The organism is Methylobacterium fujisawaense (assembly GCF_014138435.1).
Taxonomy (GTDB): Bacteria; Pseudomonadota; Alphaproteobacteria; order Rhizobiales; family Beijerinckiaceae; genus Methylobacterium; species Methylobacterium fujisawaense.
The window spans coordinates 57,396-82,433 of the sequence record NZ_JACJIM010000003.1; the positions used below are offsets into that span (position 1 = coordinate 57,396).

General features: G+C 70.4%; 19 protein-coding genes. 10 read left to right on the forward strand and 9 right to left on the reverse strand.

The genetic code is table 11. The annotated features are described in order from the left end of the window. The first annotated feature begins 617 nt into the window (after positions 1-617). Positions 618-1,781, forward strand: a complete 1,164-nt coding sequence (hpnH, locus tag GGQ91_RS09380) for an adenosyl-hopene transferase HpnH (RefSeq protein ID WP_043386340.1) — start codon at positions 618-620, stop codon at positions 1,779-1,781. Positions 1,782-1,859: 78 nt separating this feature from the next. Here hpnH and GGQ91_RS09385 read toward each other — a convergent pair whose 3' ends face one another. From GGQ91_RS09385 to GGQ91_RS09400, 4 genes are read right to left on the reverse strand one after another with little or no spacing between them, the layout of a single operon-like run. Further along, positions 1,860-2,480: a GNAT family N-acetyltransferase gene (locus tag GGQ91_RS09385; protein WP_182591856.1), complete on the reverse strand. Its 621-nt coding sequence runs from the start codon at positions 2,478-2,480 to the stop codon at positions 1,860-1,862. A 34-nt stretch (positions 2,481-2,514) separates the two neighbouring features. Beyond that, positions 2,515-3,297 (reverse strand): hypothetical protein, encoded by a 783-nt coding sequence (locus GGQ91_RS09390; RefSeq protein WP_182591857.1) that lies wholly within the window; start codon positions 3,295-3,297, stop codon positions 2,515-2,517. 23 nt (positions 3,298-3,320) lie between these two features. Continuing rightward, positions 3,321-3,521 (reverse strand): hypothetical protein, encoded by a 201-nt coding sequence (locus GGQ91_RS09395; RefSeq protein WP_043350558.1) that lies wholly within the window; start codon positions 3,519-3,521, stop codon positions 3,321-3,323. Beyond that, entirely contained in the window at positions 3,518-4,567 is a 1,050-nt protein-coding gene (locus tag GGQ91_RS09400) for a hydantoinase/oxoprolinase family protein (RefSeq protein ID WP_182591858.1), read from the reverse strand. The genes GGQ91_RS09395 and GGQ91_RS09400 overlap by 4 nt, the downstream gene beginning before the upstream one ends. A 9-nt stretch (positions 4,568-4,576) precedes the next feature. Here GGQ91_RS09400 and GGQ91_RS09405 point away from each other — a divergent pair, with 9 nt between their 5' ends. Together GGQ91_RS09405 and leuD are read left to right on the forward strand one after the other, a co-directional pair. Then, the gene (locus GGQ91_RS09405) at positions 4,577-5,308 is read left to right on the forward strand and encodes a HisA/HisF-related TIM barrel protein (protein WP_182591859.1); all 732 of its coding nucleotides are present in this window, start codon (positions 4,577-4,579) and stop codon (positions 5,306-5,308) included. Between the two features lie 69 nt (positions 5,309-5,377). Continuing rightward, a complete protein-coding gene (leuD, locus tag GGQ91_RS09410; protein ID WP_043350546.1) occupies positions 5,378-5,980 on the forward strand; it encodes a 3-isopropylmalate dehydratase small subunit in 603 nt (200 codons plus the stop codon). A 73-nt stretch (positions 5,981-6,053) separates the two neighbouring features. Here leuD and GGQ91_RS09415 read toward each other — a convergent pair whose 3' ends face one another. Continuing rightward, entirely contained in the window at positions 6,054-6,725 is a 672-nt protein-coding gene (locus tag GGQ91_RS09415) for an O-methyltransferase (protein WP_043350544.1), read from the reverse strand. Positions 6,726-6,819: 94 nt separating this feature from the next. Here GGQ91_RS09415 and GGQ91_RS09420 point away from each other — a divergent pair, with 94 nt between their 5' ends. Further along, entirely contained in the window at positions 6,820-7,473 is a 654-nt protein-coding gene (locus GGQ91_RS09420; RefSeq protein WP_043350541.1) for a TetR/AcrR family transcriptional regulator, read from the forward strand. A 50-nt stretch (positions 7,474-7,523) separates the two neighbouring features. On the opposite strand, the gene GGQ91_RS09425 is transcribed toward GGQ91_RS09420, so the two are convergent. Further along, positions 7,524-7,865: a carboxymuconolactone decarboxylase family protein gene (locus GGQ91_RS09425; RefSeq protein WP_210281225.1), complete on the reverse strand. Its 342-nt coding sequence runs from the start codon at positions 7,863-7,865 to the stop codon at positions 7,524-7,526. 171 nt (positions 7,866-8,036) lie between these two features. Here GGQ91_RS09425 and GGQ91_RS09430 point away from each other — a divergent pair, with 171 nt between their 5' ends. The 3 genes from GGQ91_RS09430 (at position 8,037) to GGQ91_RS09440 (ending at position 11,714) form a co-directional block, all read left to right on the forward strand. Further along, positions 8,037-9,251 carry a lytic murein transglycosylase gene (locus tag GGQ91_RS09430; RefSeq protein WP_182591860.1) on the forward strand — a complete coding sequence of 405 codons (1,215 nt, stop codon included), beginning with the start codon at positions 8,037-8,039 and terminating at the stop codon, positions 9,249-9,251. Next, on the forward strand, positions 9,248-9,631 hold the full coding sequence (locus tag GGQ91_RS09435) for a Rid family hydrolase (RefSeq protein WP_182591861.1): 384 nt from the start codon (positions 9,248-9,250) through the stop codon (positions 9,629-9,631). The genes GGQ91_RS09430 and GGQ91_RS09435 overlap by 4 nt, the downstream gene beginning before the upstream one ends. A gap of 496 nt (positions 9,632-10,127) precedes the next feature. Next, positions 10,128-11,714, forward strand: coding sequence for a methyl-accepting chemotaxis protein (locus tag GGQ91_RS09440; protein ID WP_246410640.1), 1,587 nt, complete (start codon positions 10,128-10,130; stop codon positions 11,712-11,714). A gap of 115 nt (positions 11,715-11,829) precedes the next feature. Here GGQ91_RS09440 and rplS read toward each other — a convergent pair whose 3' ends face one another. From rplS to argB, 3 genes are all read right to left on the reverse strand, one after another. Beyond that, on the reverse strand, positions 11,830-12,231 hold the full coding sequence (gene rplS, locus GGQ91_RS09445; RefSeq protein ID WP_043351057.1) for a 50S ribosomal protein L19: 402 nt from the start codon (positions 12,229-12,231) through the stop codon (positions 11,830-11,832). A gap of 131 nt (positions 12,232-12,362) precedes the next feature. After that, entirely contained in the window at positions 12,363-13,124 is a 762-nt protein-coding gene (locus tag GGQ91_RS09450; protein WP_043351056.1) for a pyrimidine 5'-nucleotidase, read from the reverse strand. Between the two features lie 188 nt (positions 13,125-13,312). Then, positions 13,313-14,206, reverse strand: a complete 894-nt coding sequence (gene argB, locus GGQ91_RS09455) for an acetylglutamate kinase (protein WP_043351054.1) — start codon at positions 14,204-14,206, stop codon at positions 13,313-13,315. Between the two features lie 311 nt (positions 14,207-14,517). Here argB and GGQ91_RS09460 point away from each other — a divergent pair, with 311 nt between their 5' ends. The 3 genes from GGQ91_RS09460 (at position 14,518) to GGQ91_RS09470 (ending at position 25,036) form a co-directional block, all read left to right on the forward strand. Further along, positions 14,518-15,861 (forward strand): UDP-glucose dehydrogenase family protein, encoded by a 1,344-nt coding sequence (locus GGQ91_RS09460; RefSeq protein ID WP_043386365.1) that lies wholly within the window; start codon positions 14,518-14,520, stop codon positions 15,859-15,861. Between the two features lie 368 nt (positions 15,862-16,229). Further along, positions 16,230-23,672 carry a type I polyketide synthase gene (locus tag GGQ91_RS09465; protein WP_182591863.1) on the forward strand — a complete coding sequence of 2,481 codons (7,443 nt, stop codon included), beginning with the start codon at positions 16,230-16,232 and terminating at the stop codon, positions 23,670-23,672. Next, on the forward strand, positions 23,669-25,036 hold the full coding sequence (locus GGQ91_RS09470) for an aminotransferase class I/II-fold pyridoxal phosphate-dependent enzyme (protein WP_043351049.1): 1,368 nt from the start codon (positions 23,669-23,671) through the stop codon (positions 25,034-25,036). Before GGQ91_RS09465 ends, GGQ91_RS09470 begins: the two co-directional genes overlap by 4 nt. Positions 25,037-25,038 lie beyond the last annotated feature (2 nt).

Consider the following 25,038-nt stretch of genomic DNA (forward strand, 5'->3'; position numbering starts at 1 on the left):
CACCCTGCCTGTTCGCATCGGACGCGCCCCATGCGCGACCGGCTCCTGTCATTCGTCCGGTCCAGACCCCGCCCACCGACACGGACGGGCCCCGGGCTCCGCCGGCCGATCGCGCCGCGATCCGGTCGGGTGCGCATCGGGTTCGAGGAACGCCGCACTGCCCGTTCTGGCCACGCCGTGCGCGTCCAGGACCCGACTCCGCCCGATGATGCGGTCCGCGGTCGGGTCACCCGCCGCGGGCCGGGACTTGCATCGCGGCCACGAGGCTCAGTAAAGAGGGCGATGCCAGATTGCAACGCGGCCGCTGTGGCGCGCATCCCGCGCCTGTCCGTGTGCGCTAGCGCACGGCGATCCTGGCGCGGCCACCAGAATCTTGGGATTCCGGTCGTATTGCCGACGCAATGCACGTGCTGTCCTCAACGATCGGACGTCTCCGCCCACGGATCCCGCGGGAGCGGTGCGTGTGGCGCCGTTGCGTCAGGAGCAGGATAAGATGTCATGACCTCGCCGAAACGGGGTCGTTTCAGATTAGTTCCAAGCTAGATCGCTGGAATTCGAGATTTTTTCGCGTTAAGCACCCCAATGCCCCGGGGTCGACGAAGTAAGGAGCCGCAATCTTGGGTATCCCCCTCCGGTACGTCGCGAAGATCGGCGGCTACATCCTGAAGCAGCACCTCACGGGCCGCAAGCGCTACCCGCTTGTGATGATGATGGAACCGCTGTTCCGCTGTAACCTGGCCTGCGCCGGCTGCGGCAAGATCGACTATCCGGACGAGATCCTGAACAAGCGCCTGCCGGTCGCCGACGCCCTCGAATCGGTGCGCGAGTGTGGCGCTCCGGTGGTGGTGATCGCCGGCGGCGAGCCGCTCCTGCACAAGGATCTGCCGCAGATCGTCGAGGGCATCATCGCCCAGAAGAAGTTCGCGATCGTCTGCACGAACGCGCTGCTCCTCGAGAAGAAGATCAAGGAGTACAAGCCGAGCCCGTACTTCACGTGGTCGATCCATCTGGACGGCGACAAGGAGATGCACGACCAGTCGGTGTGCCAGCGCGGCGTCTACGACAAGGCCGTGGCGGCGATCGCGAAGGCCAAGGAGATGGGCTTCCGCGTCACCATCAACTGCACCTTCTTCAACAATTCCCAGCCGGAGAAGATCGCCGACTTCTTCGACAGCGTGACCCGGATGGGTATCGACGGCATCACCGTCTCCCCCGGCTACGCCTACGAGCGCGCCCCCGACCAGAAGCACTTCCTGAACCGCAAGGCGACGAAGGACCTGTTCCGCGGCGTGTTCCGGCACGGCAAGGAGAAGGGCCGCGAGAAGTGGACCTTCCAGCAGTCGGGCCTGTTCCTCGACTTCCTGGCCGGCAACCAGACCTACCATTGCACCCCGTGGGGCAACCCGACCCGCACCGTGTTCGGCTGGCAGAAGCCCTGCTACCTGCTCGGCGAGGGCTACGCGGCGACCTTCAAGGAGCTGATGGAGACCACCGACTGGGATTCGTACGGCACCGGCAACTACGAGAAGTGCGCCGACTGCATGGTCCACTCGGGCTACGAGGCCTCCTCGGTGGTCGATTCGGTCCGCAAGCCCTGGAAGCCGCTGGTGCACGCGATCCGCGGCATCAAGACCGACGGCGCGATGGCCCCCGAGGTCAGCCTGGAGAACCAGCGCCCGGCCGAGTTCGTGTTCTCGCGCAACGTCGCGCAGAAGCTGTCCGAGATCAAAGCGGCCGGCGTCGACACGAAGCAGGAAGCCCGCAAGCGCACCGCCGCCTGACCGGCCCGAACGATTGACGACACGAGACCCGCGGCCGCGAGGCCGCGGGTCTTTTGGTTTCCGGATCCCCGCAACGCGTCAGTCGAGCCGCGGCACGTGAGGGGCGCAGGCGCGCGGCAGGGTCCCGTCGAGCCGCGGATCGGGCGCGACCTCGACATGGACCGCGAAGGGGACGAAGCCCGAGCGCCGGTAGAAGGCGAGCGCGCCGGGATGGTCCAGGGTGCAGGTATGCACCCAGAACCGCGTGATCGGACGCGCCCAGGCCCGGCCGATCGCCGCGTTCATCAGCGTGCGGCCGATCCCGGTTCCGACCGCGTCCCCGGTCAGTCCGAGAAAGACCAGCTCGCAGGTGCCGGGTCGGCGGAAATCGAGTTCCAGCATGCCGACGTTCCGCCCGTCCCGCCGGAGCGCGAAGATCTCGACGTCCCCGTCGGCCAGGATCGCCGCCAGCGCCCCATCCGCCAGTGTGAGCCGCGAGAACCAGAGCCAGTCGGCGCCGACCTCCCGGAACAGGGTCCGGTAGGTCTCCGGGTCGGTGCGCGCCAGGGGCTCAAGGGCGAGTCCCGGCGGGAACGGCCGTCCGGGACGCGGGGGCGGCGGGCGGAGCATCTCCAGGCTGGTGACGATGGTGGCGAGATGGCCCGGCGGCACCGCCGCGTAGCCCGGGGTGAGGGTCGGGATCCCCGTATCCGGCAGCATGAATCTCCTCCGCTGTCGCGTCGGCGCGGCTCGGTCACGCGGCCCGCGGGCGGCGCCGCGCGACGAGCCACGGCAGCACGCAGAGCGCCGAGACCGCGATGGACACGGCGTAGGCCGCGACCGGGTCGATTCGCCCGAGCAGCAGGTGCACGCAGACATAGAAGGCGAGCACGCCGAACGCGCCCTGGGCGCTGCCGCGCACCACGTCGAGGGCGGCGCCGACACCGTCCTGAACCCGGGCGAAGACGATCAGCGGCCAGGAGATGATCGGGATCGGCGCCAGGACGCCGCTCAGGCCGGAGCCGAGATGTGGCGCCAGCGTCGAGACCAGCAGGACCAGGGCCGTGGCGGCGGCGAGCCGGGCCGGCATGTCCCAGCGCGGCGGGCGCGACCGGCGGACCGGCGCCTCGGTCCCCGTGCGCGGCCGGCACAGGGCGACCACCAGCGCCATCGCCGGCAGGTCGATCGCCGTGGCGAGCCACAGGTCGGGCTGGAGGAGTCCGTGCAGCAGGGCGCTGCCGAGGATGAAGGCCGCCAGAGCGAGGAGGATGGCGGCGAGGATCCCCATCCGTGGCGCGGAGACGGCGTAGGCGAGATAGCTGGCCGTGACCGCGCCCAGCCCCTCCACCGAGCCGATCGCGGCGTCGGCGGCGAAACGCTCGCCCTGCTCGGCGGCGAGGTAGATCGAGATCGGCGCCGAGGTGAGCGGTAGCCCCGAGAGCAGGCCGCCGACGAGGCTGCCCCACCGCCGCGCCGCCGCCGAGACGGCCCACATCAGCGTCGGCGTGACGATGATCTTGGCGGCGATCAGGCTCATGGCGATCCGAGCGGCCCGCGGCGTCAGGCCGCCTGGGGCGGCCCGTCATCCTCCGGGTCGGCCGGCGAGTTGAGGATGTCGTCCAGCTCGTCGACCAGCCGGTCGATCTGGTCCTCGGTGGCGAGCACCTTCAGAACCTCCCCGGATTCCGTCTCCACGGCCAATTCGATATGCGGCCCCACCCGGGCCGTCAGGATCCGGGCCAGGATCTTGATTGCACTCATGCGACTGCCTCCTCCGCGGCGATGAGGCCGACCGCCACCGCCGGTCCACAGGTCGAGATCCCGTCGCGGGCACCGGCGATCCGGTCCGCCAGCAGCGCCACCAGCGGCGTCGCCGGCCGGCCGAGCCGCTCCGCGAGGCGGGCGCCCACGAAGGCGCCGGCGCCGCACAGGACGAGGGGCGCGTCCGCGCCGAGATCGGGCCGGCTGAGGAGCTCCGCCGCCGCGTCGTGGAGCAGGCGCAGCTGCGCCTCGGCGAAGTGGGCGGCGAGCGCCGTCCAGGCCGAGGCGGGCGCCTCCGCCCGGTCGCGCCCGACGATCCGGGCGAGCCGGGTCTCGCTCTCGGCGACCGTCTTGCCCTTGCTGTCGCCGCTCGGCTGCTGGTCGGCGCCTTCGGGGAGCAGGCCGAGGATGCGGTAGACGTCCGCCATGTGGGCGAAGGTCTCGGTCATCAGCCGGGTCCGGCGGCCCGCGAAGGGGGCGTGGCCGGACAGCGCGATCACCGGCGTGCGCACCGCGCCGGTATAGACGAGCTCGCCGGTCTCCAGCCGCTCGGCATCGCTGTAGCCGGTCGCGGCCGGCCGCCCGCCCACGATGGGAATCAGGTCGGCGGTGGTCGAGCCGATATCGATCAGGAGCGCGTCCGGGACGACCCGGCCGGCGAGGGCCGCGGTGGCGTGCCAGTTGGCCGAGGCCACGTCCGCCGACAGGGAGGCGGCCGCCTCCGGGGCGACGAAGCCGGATCGGCCGGCATAGATCCGCACGGTTCCGGCGAGGTGCGATTCGGCCCATCCGGACAGGGCCGCGACGCCGTCGCGCCGGTCGGCGAAGCAATCGGTCAGTTCGCCCGTCATGGTCACGGCGTGCAGGGCCGCGCCGCGGGCCCAGTCGGGGGCGGCCTCCAGCGCCCGGTCGAGGGCCGGCAGGCCCTGCCAGAGCGGGCACGGCACCTGGGCGGCGGCCACGACGCGGCCGTCTTCCACCAGGGCGACCTTGACGTGGACCCCGCCGAGGTCCCACCCGATCGTCATTGGGTTTGATGAGCGCATGGGACCGCGATGAGCGCCTCGATGGACCACAGGATCGGGCGCCCCGGCTTCGCGGTGATCCCGGTGCTCGATCTCCGGGGCGGCCGCGTGGTGCGGGCGCGCCGGGGCGAGCGCTCCTCCTATGCCCCGATCGAGACGCCCTTGGCAAAGGGCTCGGCGCCGGACGCGGTGGCCCGCGGGCTGGTCGATGCGTGGCCCGCCGGGATCCTCTACGTCGCCGACCTCGACGCGATCATCGATCGCGCCGCGCCCGACCTCCGCGCCCTGGAGGCGATCGCCCGTGCCTGCCCGGGAATCGCCCTGTGGGTCGATGCCGGCTTCGCCGAGCCTGCGGGCGTCGCGGCGTTCCTGGCCGCCGGCCTCGGGCGCCCGGTGATCGGCAGCGAGAGCCAGGCGGATGCCGGCCTCGTGACGCGGCTCGGCGACCGGGCGGTGTTCTCCCTCGACACCCGCGGGGCGGAGCGGCTCGGCCCGGCGGCCCTCCACGACGATCCGTCGCTCTGGCCGCCGGAGGTGATCGCCATGACGCTGGCGCAGGTCGGGGCCGGGGCCGGTCCGGACCTCGCGGCCCTGGGAGCCCTGCGGGTGCGGGCGCCGGATCGCCGCCTCTACGCGGCGGGCGGCGTGCGCGGCCCGGACGACCTGCGGGCGCTGCGGGCGGCCGGGATCGCCGGGGCTTTGGTCGCCTCCGCGCTCCACGACGGCACCCTGTCCCGTGCGACGGCACCCGACCTCGCGTGATGCTTCCGGCCCGGGCCTGCGGCTGCTAAACCGCGCGACAGAGAGACCACCGACACGAGCCGTCAGACGATGGAAAAGTTCACGACCCTTGAGGGCGTCGCGGCGCCCCTGCGGACGATCAACGTCGATACCGACCGGATCATCCCGGCCAAATACCTTAAGACGATCCGGCGGACCGGGCTCGGCAAGAGCCTGTTCGCCGAGATGCGATACCGCGAGGACGGCTCCGAGAACCCGGACTTCATCCTCAACCAGCCCGCCTACCGGAACAGCAAGATCCTGGTGTGCGGGGACAATTTCGGCTGCGGCTCGTCCCGCGAGCACGCGCCCTGGGCGCTGGCCGATTTCGGCATCCGCTGCGTGATCTCCACGAGCTTCGCGGACATCTTCTTCAACAACTGCGCCAAGAACGGCATCCTGGCGATCGTCGTGTCCCCCGAGGACCTGGAGAAGCTGTTCGAGGATGCCGAGCGCGGCGCGAACGCCACCCTGTCGATCGATCTGGCGGCGCAGACCATCCGGGGGCCGGACGGCGGCACCCTGCATTTCGACATCGACGAGGGCCGCAAGCACAACCTGCTGAACGGCCTCGACGAGATCGGCCTGACGCTGGCGCGCGCTGCGTCGATCGATGCCTACGAGCAGAAGCTCGCCCAGCGCGAATGGGCCTGAGCGGCCCGCTGAGTGTCCCGACGGCGGTCGCGCTGAGGCGGCCGCCGGTCCGGCCCGGATACCGGGCCCTGCCTCACCCGAGCCGCATCGACAGCTCGACGTCCTCGGCGAACGGCACCGACAGGTAGCCGCGGCTCGGCGCGCGCACGCGCGCCAGGTAGTCCGGACTGTGGTCCGCGTTGTCGGCGACCACCAGGGCGCCCGGTCCGAGGCGGCTCTCCACGAGGCTGAGAACCTCCGGATAGAGCCCCTTCGCCCCGTCGAGGAGCAGCAGGTCGACCGAGTCGGGCAGGTCGAGGCCGAGGGTCTGCAGGGCATCGCCCTCGCGGAACTCCACGAGATCCGCCAGCCCGGCCTCCATCAGGTTCGCCCGCGCCCGCACCACCTTGGACGGCTCGAACTCGCAGGTGATCAGCCGGCCGCCGCCATTGTCGCGCAGGGCCGCGGCGAGGTGCAGGGTCGAGAGGCCGAAGGAGGTGCCGAACTCGACGATCGTCCGCGCACGGCGGGTCCGGGCGAGCATGTAGAGCAGCCGGCCGGTCTCCCGTGAGACCGCGAGGGGCATGTCCTTGAGCCGGCTGTAGAAGTCTCGGTAGCCGGTTCGGCTGCCCATGAGGCGCGTCCGCTCGTCCGCCGAGAGATCGCCGATGGCGCTCACGGGTGAGGAGGCCTCTGATTGCGTGAAGAGACTGTCCAACAAGGACGCGATACGCGGCTCGGCGAGAGTAGAAGCTGAGCGTGACATGGCGATTTGCTTTCCGTCTTGCGTGCTCGACTGAACACGACGCAGAATACCGGCGCCCCCTGCCCGCGCCTATTCGCGTTCCGAGCCACACGTCATGCCCGATCGGCCAAGCCTCGGAATTTCCAAGCGAAAGCAGCCCCGGCAGGCGCGCTCCAGCGACCTCGTCGCGGCCATCCTTGAGGCGGCCACTCAGGTTCTGGCGGAGGTCGGGGCGGAGCGGTTCACGACGGCGCGGGTCGCCGAGCGCGCCGGCGTCAGCATCGGCTCGCTCTACCAGTACTTCCCCAACAAGGCGGCGATCCTGTTCCAGCTGCAGAGCGACGAATGGCGGGACACGACGGCCCTCCTCGCCGGCATCCTGCAGGATCGCACGATGATGCCGGGCGATCGGCTGCGCGTCGCGGTCCACGCTTTCGTGCGCTCGGAATGCGCGGAGGCGGCGATGCGACGGGCCCTCGACGCAGCCGCCCCGGCCTATCGCGATGCGCCCGAGGCCGCGGAGCCGCAGCTGGCCGGCACGCAGGCGTTTCGCGACTTCCTGCGCGAGGCGCTTCCGGCGGTTCCCGAGGCGGATCTGCAGGTCGCGGGCGCGATCATCGCGATGACCCTCGGCGAGGTCGGCGAGCGCATCTCGGAGGCGGCGCGGACGCAGGCCGCCGTGGAAGCCTCCGCCGGCGCGCTGGCCGACATGCTGTGCGCCTACCTGGACCGCCTGCGGAGCCTGGGCCGGGCGGGCGCCTCGTCTTGAAGCCGGCACCGGGCCCGCGCGAGGGCCCGGGATCGACGCGGTTCGCCGCCTCAGCCGTTCTCGCCGGTGAAGGCCTCGAAGGCCCGGGCGGTGTAGACCAGGGCGGCACCGGCATTCAGCGCCACCGCGACGCCCAGCGCCTCCACGACCTCCTCCTTGCTCGCCCCGGCCTTGCGGGCGGCCTCGGAATGGACGGCGATACAGCCGTCGCACCGGGTCGTCACCGCCACCGCGAGGGCGATCAGCTCGCGGGTCTTCGCGTCGAGCTTGCGCTCGGTCGGCGCCGCCGCGGCGAACTGGTCATGAGCCTTGAGCAGGTCCGGGCTCACCGCGCCGATGCGCCCGAGCGTGCTCACCAGCTCGGCGCCGTACTGATTCCAATCCTTCATCATGCGTTTCGTCTCCCGCCTTGGAGGGCCCGCCGCTCGCTGGCGGGCTCCGAGCCAACCTATCGATTGGTAGGCGCGGTGGTCAAGACGACGCGGATTTCCTCACCCTTCGTTAACCCACATGTCGCCTGAATCCGCGCCCAGACTCCGCCCCGCATCGTGAGGATCGCCAGCATGCCGAAGCACCCGACGGGACCGAGGAAAGCGTGCGCGCTCGGGCTGCTCGCCGGGATCGCGGTCGTGCCGCTGGCAGTCCTGCCCGCACGGGCCGATTTCGACAGCTGCCTTGCCGGCATCCAAGGGCAGGCCGCCGCGGCGGGCGTCTCGGCGCAGACCTTCCGGTCCGCCACGAGCGGCATCAGTTACGACGACAAGGTGATCGAGCTGTCTCAGGCGCAGCCCGAGTTCAAGACGCCGATCTGGGACTACATGGCGGCGCTGGTCGACGACGAGCGGGTCGAGGACGGGCGGGCGGCCATGCGCCAGCACGCGGCGGCCCTGGCCCAGGCCGAGGCGCGCTACGGGGTCGACCGCTATACGATCGCGGCCGTCTGGGGCGTCGAGTCGAATTTCGGCAAGAACCTCGGCAAGATGCCGCTGGTCCAGTCGCTGGCGACGCTGGCCTGCTCGAACAACCGCCGCCGGGACTTCTTCCGCGGCGAGCTGATCGCCACGCTCCGGATCATCGAGCGCGGCGACATCGCGCCGGAGCGGCTCACCGGCTCCTGGGCGGGCGCCTTCGGCCAGACCCAGTTCATGCCCACCACCTATCACCGCCTCGCCGTGGACGGCGATGGCGACGGACGGCGCGACGTGGTCGATTCGGTGGCCGACGCCGTCGGGTCCACCGCCAACTTCCTGCACGTCGCCAAGTGGCAGAACGGCCAGGTCTGGGGTTACGAGGTGAAGCTGCCCCGGGGCTTCAACGTCGGAGCCGCCGGACGCAAGAACAAGAAACCGGTCGCCCACTGGGCCTCGCTCGGCGTGACCCGCGTGGACGGGCGCCCGCTCTCGGGCGAGGGCCCGGCCGGGATCATCGCGCCCGCCGGCATCGACGGCCCGGCCTTCCTGGTGACCAAGAACTTCGACGCGATCTACTCGTACAACGCCGCCGAGTCGTACGGTCTCGCCATCGCGGTCCTCTCCGACCGGCTGCGCGGCAAGCCCGGCGTCCAGGCCGCCTGGCCGACCGACGACCCGCCCCTGTCCCGGGCCGAGCGGCGCGATCTCCAGACCCGGCTGGCCGCCCGCGGCTACGATGTCGGTGAGCCGGACGGCAAGGTCGGCCAGAAGACGCGCGATGCCATCAAGGACGTGGAGCGCCGGCTCGGGATGACGCCCACGGGCCGTCCCGGCGGCAAGGTGCTGGAGGCGCTGCGCGGCGGGTGAGACGGCGGCTGATCACGTCGGGCTCCCCGTTCGAGCGGGACTACGGCTACTCCCGGGCGGTGGTCGACGGGGACACCGTCTACCTGTCCGGGACGACCGGCTACGACTACGCCACGATGACCATGCCCGAGGGGGCCGCCGCGCAGGCCGAGGCCTGCTGGCGCACGATCCGCTCGGTGCTCGCGGAGGCCGGAACAGATCTCGCCGGCATCGTGCGCGCCACCTATTACGTCATCGACCGGGACGACGCCGAGGCCGTGCTGGCGGTCTGCGGCCGGGTGCTGGCCGATGTCCGGCCGGCCGCCACGATGCTGGTCGTGGCGGGTCTTCTACGCCCCGAGATGCGCGTCGAGATCGAGGTCACCGCGCGGACCCGGTAGCGGCGCCCCGATCGCGCCGACTACGGCGAGCGGCCCCCGCATGCCGTTCCGCCGGGCCGCAGCGCCATCCGATCCTCCGACCCGATCATCTCCGCCGCGCCCGCATTGCGGCCGCGCCCGTCCCGGGTGCCGGGGGCATTCGACCCGTCCATTGCTGTGGTGCAGGTGCGGTTCGCCGGGGCGATCTCAGGTTCTGTCGTCGCTGGCGGCAGCCCATCCGTGCGGCCGGCATGCGCCATGTCAAAAGCAACGGCATCGTCGCCTCATCTGCAGATCTCGTTCGTTCAACTTGTAGGTCATGATCTTGATCTGCGCGCTTCTGTTGACATGAGCAATCGAATTTATCAGATCATGCCGCGGTATCGCTGGATTTGGCGATCTGCGGGAATTAATTATGCGCGTTCGATTTTTCAGCGTAAGTCTGTTTCGTCGTATGATGGCGCAAATTGTACTCACCGTATTGATCGTTTCAGCCATTGGCGCTGGCGGATTGCGATTGTATTACGAGGAAATGCTGTCCGAGCGGCTTCAATCCCTGCGCGCGATCACGGAGCTGTTCACCACCTACGCACAAAACCTTGAGTCCCGGGTCAGAAGCGGCGCCCTGACCCGCGAAGCCGCCCTGGCGGAACTTGCCGAGACGGCCATGGCCATGCGCTTCGACAACGGCACGAACTACGTCGCCATCTACGCGATGGACGGTACGGCTCTGGCGGTTCCCGACCGCAGGCTTGTCGGCAGCAACCAGCTGGACGTCCGGGTCAACGGGGTGCGCGTGGCCGGGACGCTGATCGATCTGCTGAAGACCTCCGACACGGCCCTGACGACGTATCAGTATCCGCGACCCGGCCGCGAGGGCCTGTACCTGAAGACCACACGCGCCGTCAGGTTCACGCCCTGGAACATCATGATCGCGGCCGGGACCTATACCGACGACATCAAGGACGCTTTCCTGTCGCTCGCTCTGGCGGCAAGCGGCCTGCTTCTCGGGGTCGGCGCCCTCGGCGTGCTCGGCTCGGTCCTGATCGGGCGCGGCATCACGCGTCCGCTCGACCGGCTCGGCCGCCGGATGCAGGCCCTCGCCGAGGGCGACGGGACGGGCTCGATTCCCGGGCTCGATCGGACGGATGAGATCGGGCAGATGGCCCGAACCGTGGAGGTCTTCCGCCAAGCGCTGACCGTCAAGGCCGAGATGGATCGGACGGCGGCGCAGGAAGCGGCGGCCAAAGCCCAGCACGTGCAGAGGCTCGACGTGCTCACCCGGGCGTTCGAGGCCGATGCCGGGGCCCTCATGACGGGCGTCTCCGCGGCCGCTGCGCAGATGCAGGCGACCGCCGAGGCCATGGCACGGCGGGCCTCCCGCACGAGTGTCCGGGCCACCCATGTGGCGGAGGCCGCGCAGGAGACCGCCGGGATCGTGCAGAGCGTCGCCGCCGCCACCGAGGAGATGGCGGTCACCATCCAGGACATCTCCGGACAGATGGCGCAATCCTCGGCCAAGACGGCGCAGGCCGCGACCGAGGCGCAGCGCACCGACACCCTCGTGGGCGACCTCGCGAACGGGGCCGAGCAGATCGGTGCCGTCGCCAACATGATCGCCGGCATCGCCCGTCAGACCAACCTCCTGGCCCTCAACGCCACGATCGAGGCGGCCCGGGCCGGCGAGGCGGGCCGGGGCTTCGCCGTCGTGGCGGCCGAGGTCAAGGCGCTGGCTGAGCAGACGGCCAGCGCCACCGAGGAGATCGCCCTACGGATCGGCGCGGTCCAGGCGTCGACCTGCCAGGCCGTGGAGGCGATCCAGGGGATCGGCCGCACCATGGGGGAGGTCAGCACCCTCGCCGCCACGGTCGCTGCGGCGATCGAGCAGCAGGGCGCGACAACCGAAGAGATCGTGCGCAGCGTCGGGCGCGCCGCGGCGGCCACCGAGGCGGTCACCGGCAACATCGCCGACGTCTCGCAGGGCGCCGAGGAGACGGGCGGGGCGGCCGAGCGTGTTCTCGACGCCGCGATCGACATGTCGCGCAGGTCCGAGCAACTCGCCGCCGAGATCCGCCGGTTCCTGGACGGGATCCGGGCCGCCTGAGCGGATCGTATCGGCGGCCGGGACGGGGCGGCCGGCCAAGAAAAAACCGGCCCGGCTGAGCCGGGCCGGTCTGAAACCGGGCGATCGCTCCGGCCTGCGGAGCGATTCGGACAGCTTACTCGGCGGCGGTGGGCGCGGCGGCCGGGGCGTCCTTGGTCTTGTAGCGGTCGGTGCGCTCGACGATGCGGGCCGACTTCCCGCGGCGGTCGCGCAGGTAGTACAGCTTGGCGCGACGCACCTTGCCGCGACGGGCCACCTTGATCGAATCGATCATCGGCGAGTGCACCGGGAAGACGCGCTCCACGCCCTCGCCGTAGGAGATCTTGCGGACCGTGAAGCTCTCGTTGAGGCCGCCGCCCGAGCGGGCGATGCAGACGCCCTCGTAGGCCTGAACGCGGGTGCGCTCGCCTTCCTTCACGCGGACGTTGACGATCAGCGTATCGCCCGGCTCGAAATCCGGGATGGTCTTGGCGAGGCGCGCGACTTCCTCGCGCTCCAGCTGCTCGATGATGTTCATGGCATAGCTCCGGCCGTCGCGCCGCTTCGCCCCTCATGGGCGATCGGCGCCAGGATTTCGGCGATCCTGTTGTGAGTTGGGCGGCTCTCTACAGGATCGTTGCCGGCTTGTCGATTGCCGTTGGACGCGGTTCAGCGACGGTCCCGGTCGACCGGCTCTCGCGCCGCCTCGGCCTCGGGCAGCACGCAGGCGGCCAGGAAGGCGGCGAGGTCGTCCGTGATGTGGTCGATATGCGGCTCGCGCACCGCCTCCTGCTCGAAGGCCTCGCGGTAGGGATCGGTGACCCTCGGCACCACCAGCACGGTGGCCATGCCGAGGTCGTGCGGCACCGCGAGGTTCCGGGCGATGTCCTCGAACAGAGCCGCGCGGGTCGGCTCGACGGCGTGCTTCTCCAGGAACCGCTCGTAAGTCGTGCGTTCCGGCTTCGGGACGAAGTCGGCGGCGGCGATGTCGAACACGTCCTCGAAATGATCGAGGATGCCGAGCTTGGCGGCGACGGTCTCGGCGTGCCGGCGCGACCCGTTGGTCAGGATCAGCTTGCGCCCGGGCAGCCGCTCGATCGCGTCGCCGAGGCTCTTGTCGAGCTTGATCGACGAGTGGTCGATGTCGTGGGCGAAGTCGAGGAAATCGTGGGGATCGACGCCCGCCTCGACCATCAGCGCCGACAGCGTCGTGCCGTAGCGGTGATAGAAATGCTTCTGCAGCGCGCGCGCCGAGATCCCGTCGAGTCCGTAGAGCTGCATCACGTACAGGGTGATGCGCTCGTCGACCTTCGGCCAGACCGCGGCATCGCTCGGGTAAAGGGTATTGTCGAGGTCGAACACCCAGGTGTCGACGTCGGCGAAGCCGCGCGCCGCGGGGGTGGTGAACTGGGCCTTGCCGGGGTGGTGCACCGGAACCCCTCAGGTTGCTGATACCCACGGAATCTGTGGACCGGAACGGTCAAGCTCGCAAGTTTGATGCTTGTCCGGGGCTGGTCTCGTGGGCGGGGTACGACAATGCGCGGCGGGCGCAGATGTTGCCGCCACCGATGCGGGCGGCACCGCGCCGGGAGGCGGCGCGGTGCGGGTCGGTCCGATTCTCAGCCCCGACGGATCAGGGTGCCGGCGCCGTAATCGGTGAACAGCTCGAGGAGCACCGCATGGTTGACCTTGCCGTCGAGGATGACCACCGCCTCGACACCGCGCTCGAGCGCATACATGCAGGTCTCGATCTTCGGGATCATCCCGCCCGTGATGGTGCCGTCCGCGATCAGGCGCCGGCAATCCTCCACGGTGAGTTCCGGGATCAGCTTCTTGTCCTTGTCGAGCACGCCCGGCACGTCCGTGAGCAGCAGCAGGCGCTTGGCCCGAAGCGCCCCGGCGATCGCCCCCGCGAAGGTGTCGGCGTTGACGTTGTAGGTCTGGCCGTCAGCGCCGTAGGCGACGGGCGCCAGGACCGGGATCAGCTCGGCCTTCAGCACCGCGTCGAGGACGCCGCGCTCGACGTGATCCGGCTCGCCGACGAGGCCTAGATCGACGGTCTGCTCCACGTGGCTCTCGGGATCGACGACGGTCTTCATGGCCCGCTTGGCCCGGACCATGTTGCCGTCCTTGCCGCACAGGCCGACCGCCCGGCCGCCCTCGGCGGAGATCCAGCCGACGATCTGCTTGTTGATCAGGCCCGCCAGGACCATCTCGACCACCTCGACGGTGGCCTCGTCGGTGACGCGCAGGCCGCCGCGAAACTCAGACTGGATGCCGAGCCGGTCGAGCATCTTGCCGATCTGCGGCCCGCCGCCGTGCACGACGATCGGCTTCAGCCCGGACTGTTCCAGGAGGACTATGTCCTCGGCGAAATCTTCGGCCGCGGCCCGGTCGCCCATGGCATGGCCGCCGTACTTGATGACCACGATCTCCTGGTCGTAGCGCTGCATGTGGGGCAGCGCCTGAGCCAGGACCTCGGCACGCACGTGCACGTTGGGCAATTCGGTCATCGCGGTCCTTCGCCGATCCTTGGGTCGGGTCCTCGGGGGCGGATCTGCGGCCTCCCCTTCGGGCGGTGGCGCTTCTACAGGAAGCCGTCCGCGCTGCGAAGCCGCCCCGCCTCCATTCGCGGATCGGCGGCGCGCGGCCCGGCCGCCGGCGCGCGGCGCCCCGGTGGTTGTCAAACTACAGTCATCCTTCGCGGGTGTTGCATTCCCGTGACAGACTGGACCGGATCCAGGCTGGCCCGGCTTGCATCGTCTGGCGGCCGGGATCATGTTGCATCGCAGCAAGCCGCTGGGCGAGCTGCCGGGAGGGCCCGATGCGGATTGCGATGATTGGGGCCGGGTATGTCGGCCTGGTCTCCGGGGCATGCCTCGCCGATTTCGGCCACGCGGTCGTCTGCATCGACCGGGATCCCGACAAGATCGCGAGCCTGAATGCCGGCCGCATGCCGATCTACGAGCCCGGCCTCGACGCGCTGGTGACCGAGAACGTCCGCCAGGGACGGCTCGCATTCAGCACATCGATGCGGGAGGCCGTGGCCGAGGCCGACGCGGTGTTCATCGCGGTGGGCACGCCGTCCCGCCGCGGCGACGGTTTCGCCGACCTGAGCTTCGTGTTCGATGCCGCCCGGGAGATCGCCGGGGCGCTCTCGGGCTTCACCGTGGTGGTGACGAAGTCGACCGTGCCGGTGGGCACCGGCGACGAGGTCGAGCGCATCATCCGCGAGACCAATGCCGACGCGGACGTCGCGGTGGTGTCCAATCCCGAGTTCCTGCGCGAGGGCGCGGCCATCGCCGACTTCAAGCGTCCCGACCGCATCGTGGTCGGCGCCGAGGAGGCGCGGGCCGAGGCCGTGATGCGCGAGGTCTACCGGCCGCTCTATCTCAATCAGGCCCCGATCATGGTCACCGCGCGGCGCACCGCCGAACTGACCAAATACGCGGCGAACGCGTTCCTGGCGGCCAAGATCACCTTCATCAACGAGATCGCGGACCTGTGCGAGGCGGTCGGCGCCGACGTTCAGGCGGTGGCCCGCGGCATCGGGTTGGACAACCGGATCGGGTCGAAGTTCCTGCATGCCGGGCCGGGCTACGGCGGCTCGTGCTTTCCCAAGGACACGCTGGCGCTGGTCAAGACCGCCCAGGATGCCGGCACCCCGCTGCGGATGGTCGAGACGGTGGTGGCGGTCAACGACCAGCGCAAGCGCGCCATGGCCCGCAAGGTGATCAAGGCCTGCGGCGGCAGCGTACGCGGCAAGACGGTGGCGCTGCTCGGCCTGACCTTCAAGCCGAACACCGACGACATGCGCGATGCGCCCTCGCTGGCGATCATCGCCGGGCTTCAGGATGCGGGGGCGAAGGTGCGCGCCTACGATCCGGAGGGCATGGAGCAGGCCCGGATCCTGATGCCGGCTGTGGATTACGCCGAGAACGCCTATGCCTGCGCGGAGGGTGCGGACGCCCTGGTGATCGTCACCGAGTGGAACGCGTTCCGGGCGCTGGACCTCGACCGGCTGCGTCAGATCATGTCCTCCGACGGATCGGCCCCCGTGCTGATCGACCTGCGCAACATCTACGACCCCGCGAGCGCGGCGCGACACGGTTTCACCTATTGCGGCGTCGGACGAACCAAGGAGAGCGTCGCGCGGAACGGGTCTTGATCATCGCGGTGGAGACCGACGGGCCTGAATTCCTGTGCGGGATCTGCGCCGGCGCGCGAAGATTTCTTCCGGAATCGGGCCCGATGCCGCTAGACGGGCTGCCGCCCCCGAGGGGCAACTGTGGCTTTCTCGTGGTCGAGTTCGCGTCTCGACAGGCGGTCCAGCGGTTCAATCTTGGCGTTTTGGGCGCAGGGATTGGATAAGCCGCTGATGAATACATGTCACAGCCTCTGGCAATTTCGCCGCAGAGGGATGACCTCGCGTTGGGGCTGGTTGGACACCGCAATGGTGCCACAGTAAGGGGTGAGAGGGTACTCACTCGTCGAGAGCCGAGCCGACTTCCGATAACGAGCGTGTGCGAACCGAACGTGACACAACGTACAGACATTGCGATCGTCGGACGCGCATGCCGACTGCCCGGGGCCCCCAGCGTCGACGGGCTGTGGTCACTCCTGTCCGAGGGGCGCTGCGCCGTCAGCAAGGTGCCGGCCGACCGGTTCTCCCTGGAGCGGTTCGCGCATCCCCGCGCCCATGAGCGCGGCAAGAGCTACACCTGGGCCGCCGGTGTCATCGACGACGTGTGGTCGTTCGACCCTGCGGTGTTCGGCATCTCGCCCCGCGAGGCGGAGCAGATGGATCCGCAGCAGCGGATGCTGCTGGAACTGACCTGGGAGGCTCTTGAGGATGCGGGCCTGCGCCCGTCCAGCGTGGCCGGCAGCAATATCGGCGTGTTCGTCGGCGCCTCGTCGCTCGATTACGGCAACCTGCGCATCCTCGACGCGCCGTCGGGCGACGCCTATGCGGCCACCGGCAACACGCTCTCGATCATCTCGAACCGCATCTCCTACATCTTCGACCTGAAGGGCCCGAGCTTCACGGTCGACACGGCATGCTCGTCCTCCCTCGTCGCCTTCGACAACGCCGTCCAGGCGATCCGGTCGGGCCGCGTCGACACCGCCGTCGTTGCGGGCGTCAACGTGCTGGCGAGCCCGTTCAACTTCATCTGCTTCTCCACCGCGCAGATGCTCTCGCGCACCGGCCTGTGCCAGGCGTTCTCGAAGAACGCGGACGGCTACGTGCGCTCGGAGGGCGGCGTGGTGTTCGTGCTGCAATCGGCCGAGGCCGCGCGGCGCAACGGCGCCACGGTCCGCGCCGTGGTGGCGGCCTCGGGCATCAATTCCGACGGGCGCACCACCGGCATCTCGCTGCCCTCGGGCTACGCCCAGGGCGCCCTCTTGGAGAAGGTCTACCGCGAGGCCGAGATCGGTCTCGACGACCTCGCCTTCATGGAGGCGCACGGCACCGGCACGCCGGTGGGCGATCCGATCGAGGCTTCGGCCATCGGCTCGAAGCTCGGCCGCGGCCGGCAGGCGCCGCTGCCGATCGGCTCGATCAAGACCAATATCGGCCACACCGAGCCTGTCTCGGGCCTTGCCGGCCTGATGAAGGCGACGCTGGCGCTGGAGCACGACCTCGTGCCGCCGTCGCTGCATGCGGCTGAACTGAATCCCGAGATCCCCTTCGACGACCTCAACCTGCACGTGGTGCGGAAGGCCCTGCCGATCACCCGCGGCGCGCGCGAGCGTTTCGCGGGCGTGAACTCCTTCGGGTTCGGCGGCACCAACGCCCATGTCGTCATCACCGACGCCCCGGCCTGGTCCAGGGCCGCCGAGTCGGCCCCGGCGCCGGAAGCCCAGGTGCTGCTGCTCTCGGCCCAGAGCCGGGCCGCACTGAACGAGTTGGCCCTCGATTACGCCGAGCGCCTGGAGGCCGAGCCCGCCCAGGTTCCGACCATCGCGGCCGCCGTCGCCCACCGCCGCGAGCGCATGTCGGCTCGCCTCGCCATCGCCCTCGACGGCAAGGCCGACGTGGTTGCCGCCCTGCGCGCCGTCGGCGAGGGCGAGGACACGCAGGACGCCTTCACCGGCACCGCCGTCGACCGCGTCGCCGAGGTGGCCTTCGTCTATTCGGGCAACGGCAGCCAGTGGGCCGGCATGGGCCGCGAGGCCTACGAGGAGAACCCCGCCTTCCGCGCCGCCTTCGACCGGATCGACACCCTGTTCCAGGGCTACTCCGACTGGTCGCTCAAGGACGCCCTCTACGCCGACGACCTAGACGAGCGCCTCGTGCTCACCAGCGTCTCGCAGCCGCTGATCTTCGCCATCGAGAGCGCCTCCACGGCCGCCCTCAAGGCCAAGGGTCTGATCCCGTCCTATGTCCTCGGCCACAGCGTGGGCGAGATCGCGGCCGCCGAGGCCGCCGGCATCCTGAGCCTGGAGGACGCGGTCCGGGTCATCTACTACCGCAGCCACCATCAGGAGACGACGCACGGCCAGGGCACCATGGCGGTGCTGCTGATGCCGTCCGAGGAGGTCGAGGCTTTCCTCAAGGACTACCCGTCCCTCGACATCGCCGCCTACAACAGCCCGAAGGCCGTCACGGTCGCCGGGCCGGTGGCCGATATCGACGCCGCCCTCAAGGCGCTGTCGCGCAAGCGCCGCCGCGGCCGCAAGCTCGACCTCGCCTACGCCTTCCATGGCCGGCTGATGGACCCGACCGAGAAGCCGCTCCTGCGCGATCTCGCCGGGCTGAAGGCCAAGGCCGGCACCACCGCGATGGTCTCCACCGTCACCGGCAGCGTGCTGGACGGCAGCCATTTCGGCGCCGGCTACTGGTGGCGCAACATCCGCGAGCCGGTGCGCTTCTGTGAAGCCGTGCAGGACGCGACCCGCCGCGGCGCCCGTGTCTTCGTCGAAGTCGGCCCGCGCGCGACCCTCATGTCCCATGTCGGCGACGCGGTCGAGCCGCTGGGCATCGAGACCGCCACGGTCGGCGTGATGCACCGCAAGGCCTCCGGTGGCGATCCGATCGCCAAGGCGGTCAGCGCCGCGCTGGTCCAGGGCGCGCAGGTCGACGAGACACTGCTGTTCGGCGACGCGCCCAAGGGCGATGTCCGCCTGCCGACCTATCCGTGGCAGCGCCGGCCGTTCCGTCTCGCCGACACCACCGAAGGCGTCGGCGCGATGAGCCCCCGCCCCTACCATCCGCTGATCGGGTCGCGCACGACCTTCGACGGACTGGAATGGAACGGCTTCGTCGATCCGGTCACCGTGCCGGAGCTGGAGGACCACAAGGTCGACGGCCAGGTGATCATGCCCGGCGCCGGCTTCGTCGAGATGGCGCTGGCCTGCGTTCGCGAGGCCCTGCGCGACGACGAGGTCGTGCTGGCTGATTTCGAGATCGTGGCGCCGATGGTGTTCGCCGAGGAGGCCCTGCGCGAGGTCGCGGTGCGCCTCTCGGGCTCCGGCAACGGCATCCAGGTGCTGAGCCGTCCGCGCCTGACGCAGACGCCCTGGCAGCTCCACGCCCAGGCGAAGATCGTCGAGGGCACCTTCTCGTCGCCGAAGGCCCCCGACCTGAACGGCTTCAGCTTCGAGACCGCCGGCGAGCACGTGCTCACCGGCGACGCGCTCTACGCCAAGGCCCTCGCCTCGGGTCTGGCCTTCGGCCCGAGCTTCCAGCAGGTGGCGATGAGCGCCCGGCTGGACGACGCCACCATCGTGTCCGACCTGCTGCCGGCCGAGCCCGACAGCCGCTACGCCCTGGTGCCGAACCGGCTCGATGCCTGTTTTCACGGGTTGATCCTGCTCTTCGCCGATCTTCTCGGCGAGAATGGCGGCAAGGCCTACATCCCGGTCCGCTTCGGAGAGGTGCGCCTGCTGCGCCCCGGCGCGGTGATCGCCCGTTCGATCATCCGGACACGCCGCTGCAACGAGCGTTCGATCCTGGCGGATTTCACCCTCCTCGATGCCGAGGGGGCGGTGGTCGCCACGATCCGCGAGGGCCGATTCCAGGCCCTGCGGGCCAAGAGCGGCGGTGACCTCGCGGCCTTCGCGATCTCGCAGGTGCCGGAACTCGCCACCGAGCCGACCGCGATCCCCATGGAACGCCGTCCGAGCGTGGCCGCGCGGCTGCGCCCGCTGGCCGCCGAGGCGAAGGGGCCGGCCGACGCCGCCCTGTCTCCGGGGCACCTCCTGCTGGAAGGCTGGGCGACCTCGCTCGCCTACCGCCTCGCCTCCGGTCTGGCTCAGGGTGCGACCGTCTCTGTCACCGACAGCCGCGTGCCCGAGGCCTTGCGCCCCTGGCTGCTGAACGCCCTCTACGCCCTGGAAAGCAGCGGCCTCGCCGAGCGTGCGGGCCAGAACTGGACGCTGGGCGACGGCTCCGCGTTGCCGGCGCCCGACGAGATCATGCGCTGGATCGCCGGTGACCATCCGGATCTCTCGGCCGAACTGGTGCTGATCGCCGATGTCGGCGCCCTGGTCGACCGGCTGCTCGCCGGGAAGCTGAGTGACGCGCCCGCCCTGCCGCAGGGGGCGATCGACGCCTTCGTGCTGCGCTCGGCCACCGCGCGCCACGGCGCCGACGTGGTCGCCAGCCTGATCGAGCGGAGCCGAGCCCAACTCCCGAAGGAGCGGGCGCTGCGGGTCCTCCAGGTCGGCTTCGGCCCGCTCTCGGCGCAAACCGCGACCTTCGCGGCCGCCGCCGAGGCCCGGCTCACCGTCTTCGAGACCGATCGCCGGCTCGCCGAGCGCGCCCGCCTGTCCCTGGGACGCGCCGCCGCCGTGGTCGAGACCGCCGAGGAGCTCGCTCCCGGCAGCTTCGACCTGATCCTGGCAGCCGGCAGCCTCCACCGGGGCGACCGGTCCCTTCCGGGCCAGCTCGCCGGAGCGCTCGCCACCGGCGGCCTGCTGGTGGCGGTCGAGCCGGGAGCGTCCCTGTTCCGTGACCTCGTGTTCGGTCTCACGACCGGCTGGTTCGAGGAGGCCGTGGGCGGCATGCCCGTGGGCCGGCTCGAGGACATCGAGGGCTGGCAGCGCACGCTGAGCGCCCACGGCCTCGTCAAGGTCGAGGTCGAGCGGGCGGCCTCCGCCAACGGCGACGACCTCCTGCTGACGGCCGAGGCGCCGGTGCGTCCGGGCCCGGCCCCGGCACAGAGCTTCGCGTTCATCATCGGCTCCGACGACGAGTTCGCGGCCGAGACCGCCTCGTCCCTGGCGACCCTGCTGGTCGCGGGCGGCGTGCATGTCTCGATCATCCTCGACTCCGAGACCTCCCTGATGGAGCTGGAGAAGGAGACCCCCGACACGGTGGTGTTCCTGGCCGGCGCCTTCACCCGAGGCGGCGAGGCGGCCGAGCGGCTGCGCGACCGCTGCCTCAGCCTGAAGCGCTGCACGGAGCATCTCGGCGCCCGCCAGACCCGGCTGTGGGTCGTGGCGCCGGGGGCCACCCGCGACCGCGGCGGCCAGACCACCAACATCGAGGCCGGCGTGTGGGCCTTCTCCCGCACCCTCGCCAACGAGGCCCCGAACCTCGACGTCCGCCGCATCGACCTCTCCCCCGAGATGTCGTCGAAGCGCGCCTCGGAGCGCCTGCGCGACCTGATCCTCTCCGGCACGCCGGAGACCGAGATCGTGCTGGACGACGAGCGGACCCAGGTCGTGCGCTTCCACGCCGGCCGGCCGCAGCACCGGGATCCGGCCGATACCGTCCCGGCCGAGGCCGCGCGGCTCGAGCGCAGCAACACCGGCGGCCTCAGCGAGATGGTCTGGGGTCCGGCCGAGCGCCGCGCCCCCGGCAAGGGCGAGATGGAGATCGCGGTCGAGGCCACCGGCCTCAACTTCCGCGACGTTCTCTGGGCGCTCTCGATGCTCCCCGAGGAAATCTTGGAGGACGGCTTCGCCGGCCCGCGCCTCGGCCTCGAATGCGCCGGCCGCGTCACGGCCGTCGGCCCGGGCGTGAAGGGCTTCAAGGTCGGCGATCCGGTCGTCGCCTTCGCCCAGTCGGGCTTCGCCACGCATATCGTGGTGCCCGACCTCGTCGTCGCGCCGATGCCGCAGGGCCTCGACCCGATGGCGGCCGCCACCGTGCCGGTGGCCTTCCTCACCGCCTATTACGGCCTCGTTTCCTGCGCCCGGATGCGGCGCGGCGAGTGGGTGCTGGTCCATGGCGGCGCGGGTGGCGTCGGCCTCGCGGCCCTGCAGATCGCCAAGCTGAAGGGTGCGCGGGTCATCGCCACCGCCGGCTCCCGCGAGAAGCGGGCCCTCGTGAAGGCGCTGGGCGCCGAGCATGTGCTCGATTCCCGCTCGCTCGCCTTCGTGGACGAGGTCCGGGCGATCACCGGCGACGGCGTCGACATCGTGCTGAACAGCCTGTTCGGCGAGGCGATGGAGCGTTCGCTCAACGCGCTGCGGCCCTTCGGCCGCTTCGTCGAGCTGGGCAAGCGCGACTACGTCGCCAACACCCATATCGGCCTGCGCCCGTTCCGGCGGAACCTCAGCTACTTCGGCGTCGACCTCGATCAGGTGATCCAGCACCAGGGCGATGACGGCGCGCGGATGTTCCGCGAGGTGATGGCGCTGTTCAACGACGGCGGCCTGAAGCCCCTGCCCTACCAGCCCTTCACGGCGGCCGAGACCTCGGACGCGTTCCGGCTGATGCAGCAGTCGGGTCACATCGGGAAGATCGTGATCAGCCCGCCCAAGGCCGGCACGATCATGAAGGATACGGCGAAGCCGTTCACGGTCTCGGAGACGGGCGTCCACCTGCTGACCGGTGGCCTCGGCGGCTTCGGCCTCGAGGCGGCGCGGTGGCTGATCGACCGGGGTGCCAAGCACCTCGTGCTGGCCGGCCGCAAGGGGGCGGCCACCGATGAGGCCAAGGCGATCGTCGCCGAGCTGTCGGCCCAGGGTGTGACCGTCGAGGCGAAGGCCGTCGACATCACCAGCCGCGCCTCGGTGGACCGTCTGCTCGCCGAGATCGAGCAGAAGGGCAAGAAGCTCGCGGGCGTGCTCCACGCCGCGGCGGTGCTCCAGGACGGCCTGATCTCCAACATCGACGCGGCTGCGCTCGACGCGGTGATCGGCCCGAAGGTGATCGGCGCCCAGCACCTGGACGCCGCGACCCGCGACCGGAGCCTCGACTACTTCGTCCTGTTCTCCTCGGCGACGACCTTCATCGGCAATCCCGGTCAGGGCTCCTACGTGGCCGCCAACGGCTTCATGGAGGGCTTGGCGCGCCAGCGCCGCCGCCGCGGTCTGCCCGCCCTGGCGGTGGCCTGGGGGGCCATCGGTGATGTCGGCATGCTCGCCCGCAACAGGGCGGTCATGGAAGGTCTGGCCGGTCGCGTCGGCGTCACGCCGATGGAGGCCCGCCGCTGCCTCGACCTGATGGCCGAGGCGCTGGAATGCCAGGGGACGTCCCCCGACGAGGCGGTGATCGCCATCGCGGCGATGCATTGGGGCAAGGCGCGCGAGCGGCTCGCCACCATGCGCTCGCCGAGCTACGCGGAACTCGGGTCGGACCAGCAGGTCGAGGCCGGCGGCGTCCAGGCGATCAACATCGGGGCGCTCCTCAAGGGGGGCGACCTCGACGCGGTCCGCAAGACCGTGTCGGATGCGATCGTCGAGGACATCGCCCGGATCCTGCGCCTGCCGAAGGACGACATCAGCCGCGTCCGCCAGCTCTCGGAGATCGGCCTCGACTCGCTGATGGGCGTCGAACTCGGCGCCAGCCTGCAGGAGCGCTTCGCCCTCGACGCGCCGCCCGCGGGCCTGTCCTCGGGCATGACCGTCACCGAACTGTCGGAGTCCTTAATTCAGGCGGTTTCCGCGCCCATGGATGAGACCGCCGGCGTCGCGATGAGCCTCGTGGCGAAGCATGTCGGCGGTGAGGTCGATGCGCAGATGATCGCGCCTCTCAAGGAACTCATCGAGCAGACGTCCAGCGGGATCAAAGAGACCAACTCATGACCGACACGGCACGGCCGGACGGCGGGCGGGCGGCGCTCGCCGGCTTCGTGACCAACCGGCTCGGGCGCGCCACGCCGCGCCCGGCCCCCGTCAAAGCGGCCTCGCCGGCCGGGAAGTCGGCGGCGCAGAACTTCGAGAACCTGCCGGGCTACCGGGAGCTGAAGCTTCAGCGTCAGGCGGCGGAGCTGATCGGCCTGGGCAACCCGTTCTTCCGCGTCCACGACGCCAAGGCCGGAGCAACCACCCGGATCGACCAGAAGGCCTTCACCAACTTCTCGTCGTATGACTATCTCGGCCTGAACGGCCATCCGCGGGTGAGCAACGCCGCCCGCGAGGCGATCGATGCCTACGGCACCTCCTCGTCGGCGAGCCGTGTCGTGGCGGGGGAGCGGCCGGGCCATATCAGCCTCGAACAGGCTTTGGCCAAGCACTATCAGTCCGAGGGCTGCGTCGTGATGGTGAGTGGGCACGCCACCAACGTCACGACGATCGGCGCCCTGCTGGAATCCGGCGACGTCATCTTCCACGACGCCCTCTCCCACAACAGCATCGTCACGGGCGCGCAACTCTCGGGGGCGCAGCGGCGCTCCTTCGCGCATAACGACCTCGATGCCCTGGAGACTCTGCTCCAGTCGACCCGCCACGAGCACCGCCGGGCGCTGATCGTGGTCGAGGGCCTCTACAGCATGGACGGCGATGCGCCGGACCTCGCCGGGCTCGTGGCCCTCAAGAAGCGCTACGACGCGTGGCTGATGGTCGACGAGGCCCATGGTCTCGGCGTCACCGGCCGCACCGGCGCGGGCCTGTTCGAACATTGCGGTGTCGACCCGAAGGAGGTCGACATCTGGATGGGCACGCTGTCGAAGACCCTATCCACCTGCGGCGGCTACATCTGCGGGCCGATTGCCCTGATCGAGTACCTCAAGCACACGGCGGGCGGATTCGTGTACAGCGTCGGCATGTCGCCGCCGCTCGCCGCCGCTGCCGAGGTGGCCCTCGCGGTGATGCATGCCGAGCCGGAGCGGGTCGAGCGCCTGCGCCAGAACGGCACCCTGTTCCTGGCGACCGCCAAGAAGCTGGGCCTCGATACCGGCTTCAGCCTGGGCCTCGCGGTCGTGCCGATCATCGTCGGTGACTCGCTGAAAGCCGTCACCCTGTCGGACCGGCTGTTCCGCCGGGGCATCAACGTCCAGCCGATCATCCACCCGGCGGTGCCGGAGCGGGCCTCGCGCCTGCGTTTCTTCCTGACCTCCGAGCACACCCCCGACCAGATCCGCGACACCGTGAACGCGGTGGCCGAGGAACTGGCGGCCATCGACAAGGGCGGCTCGCTGATCGAGCAGCTGCTGGCCAAGCGGGTCTGAGC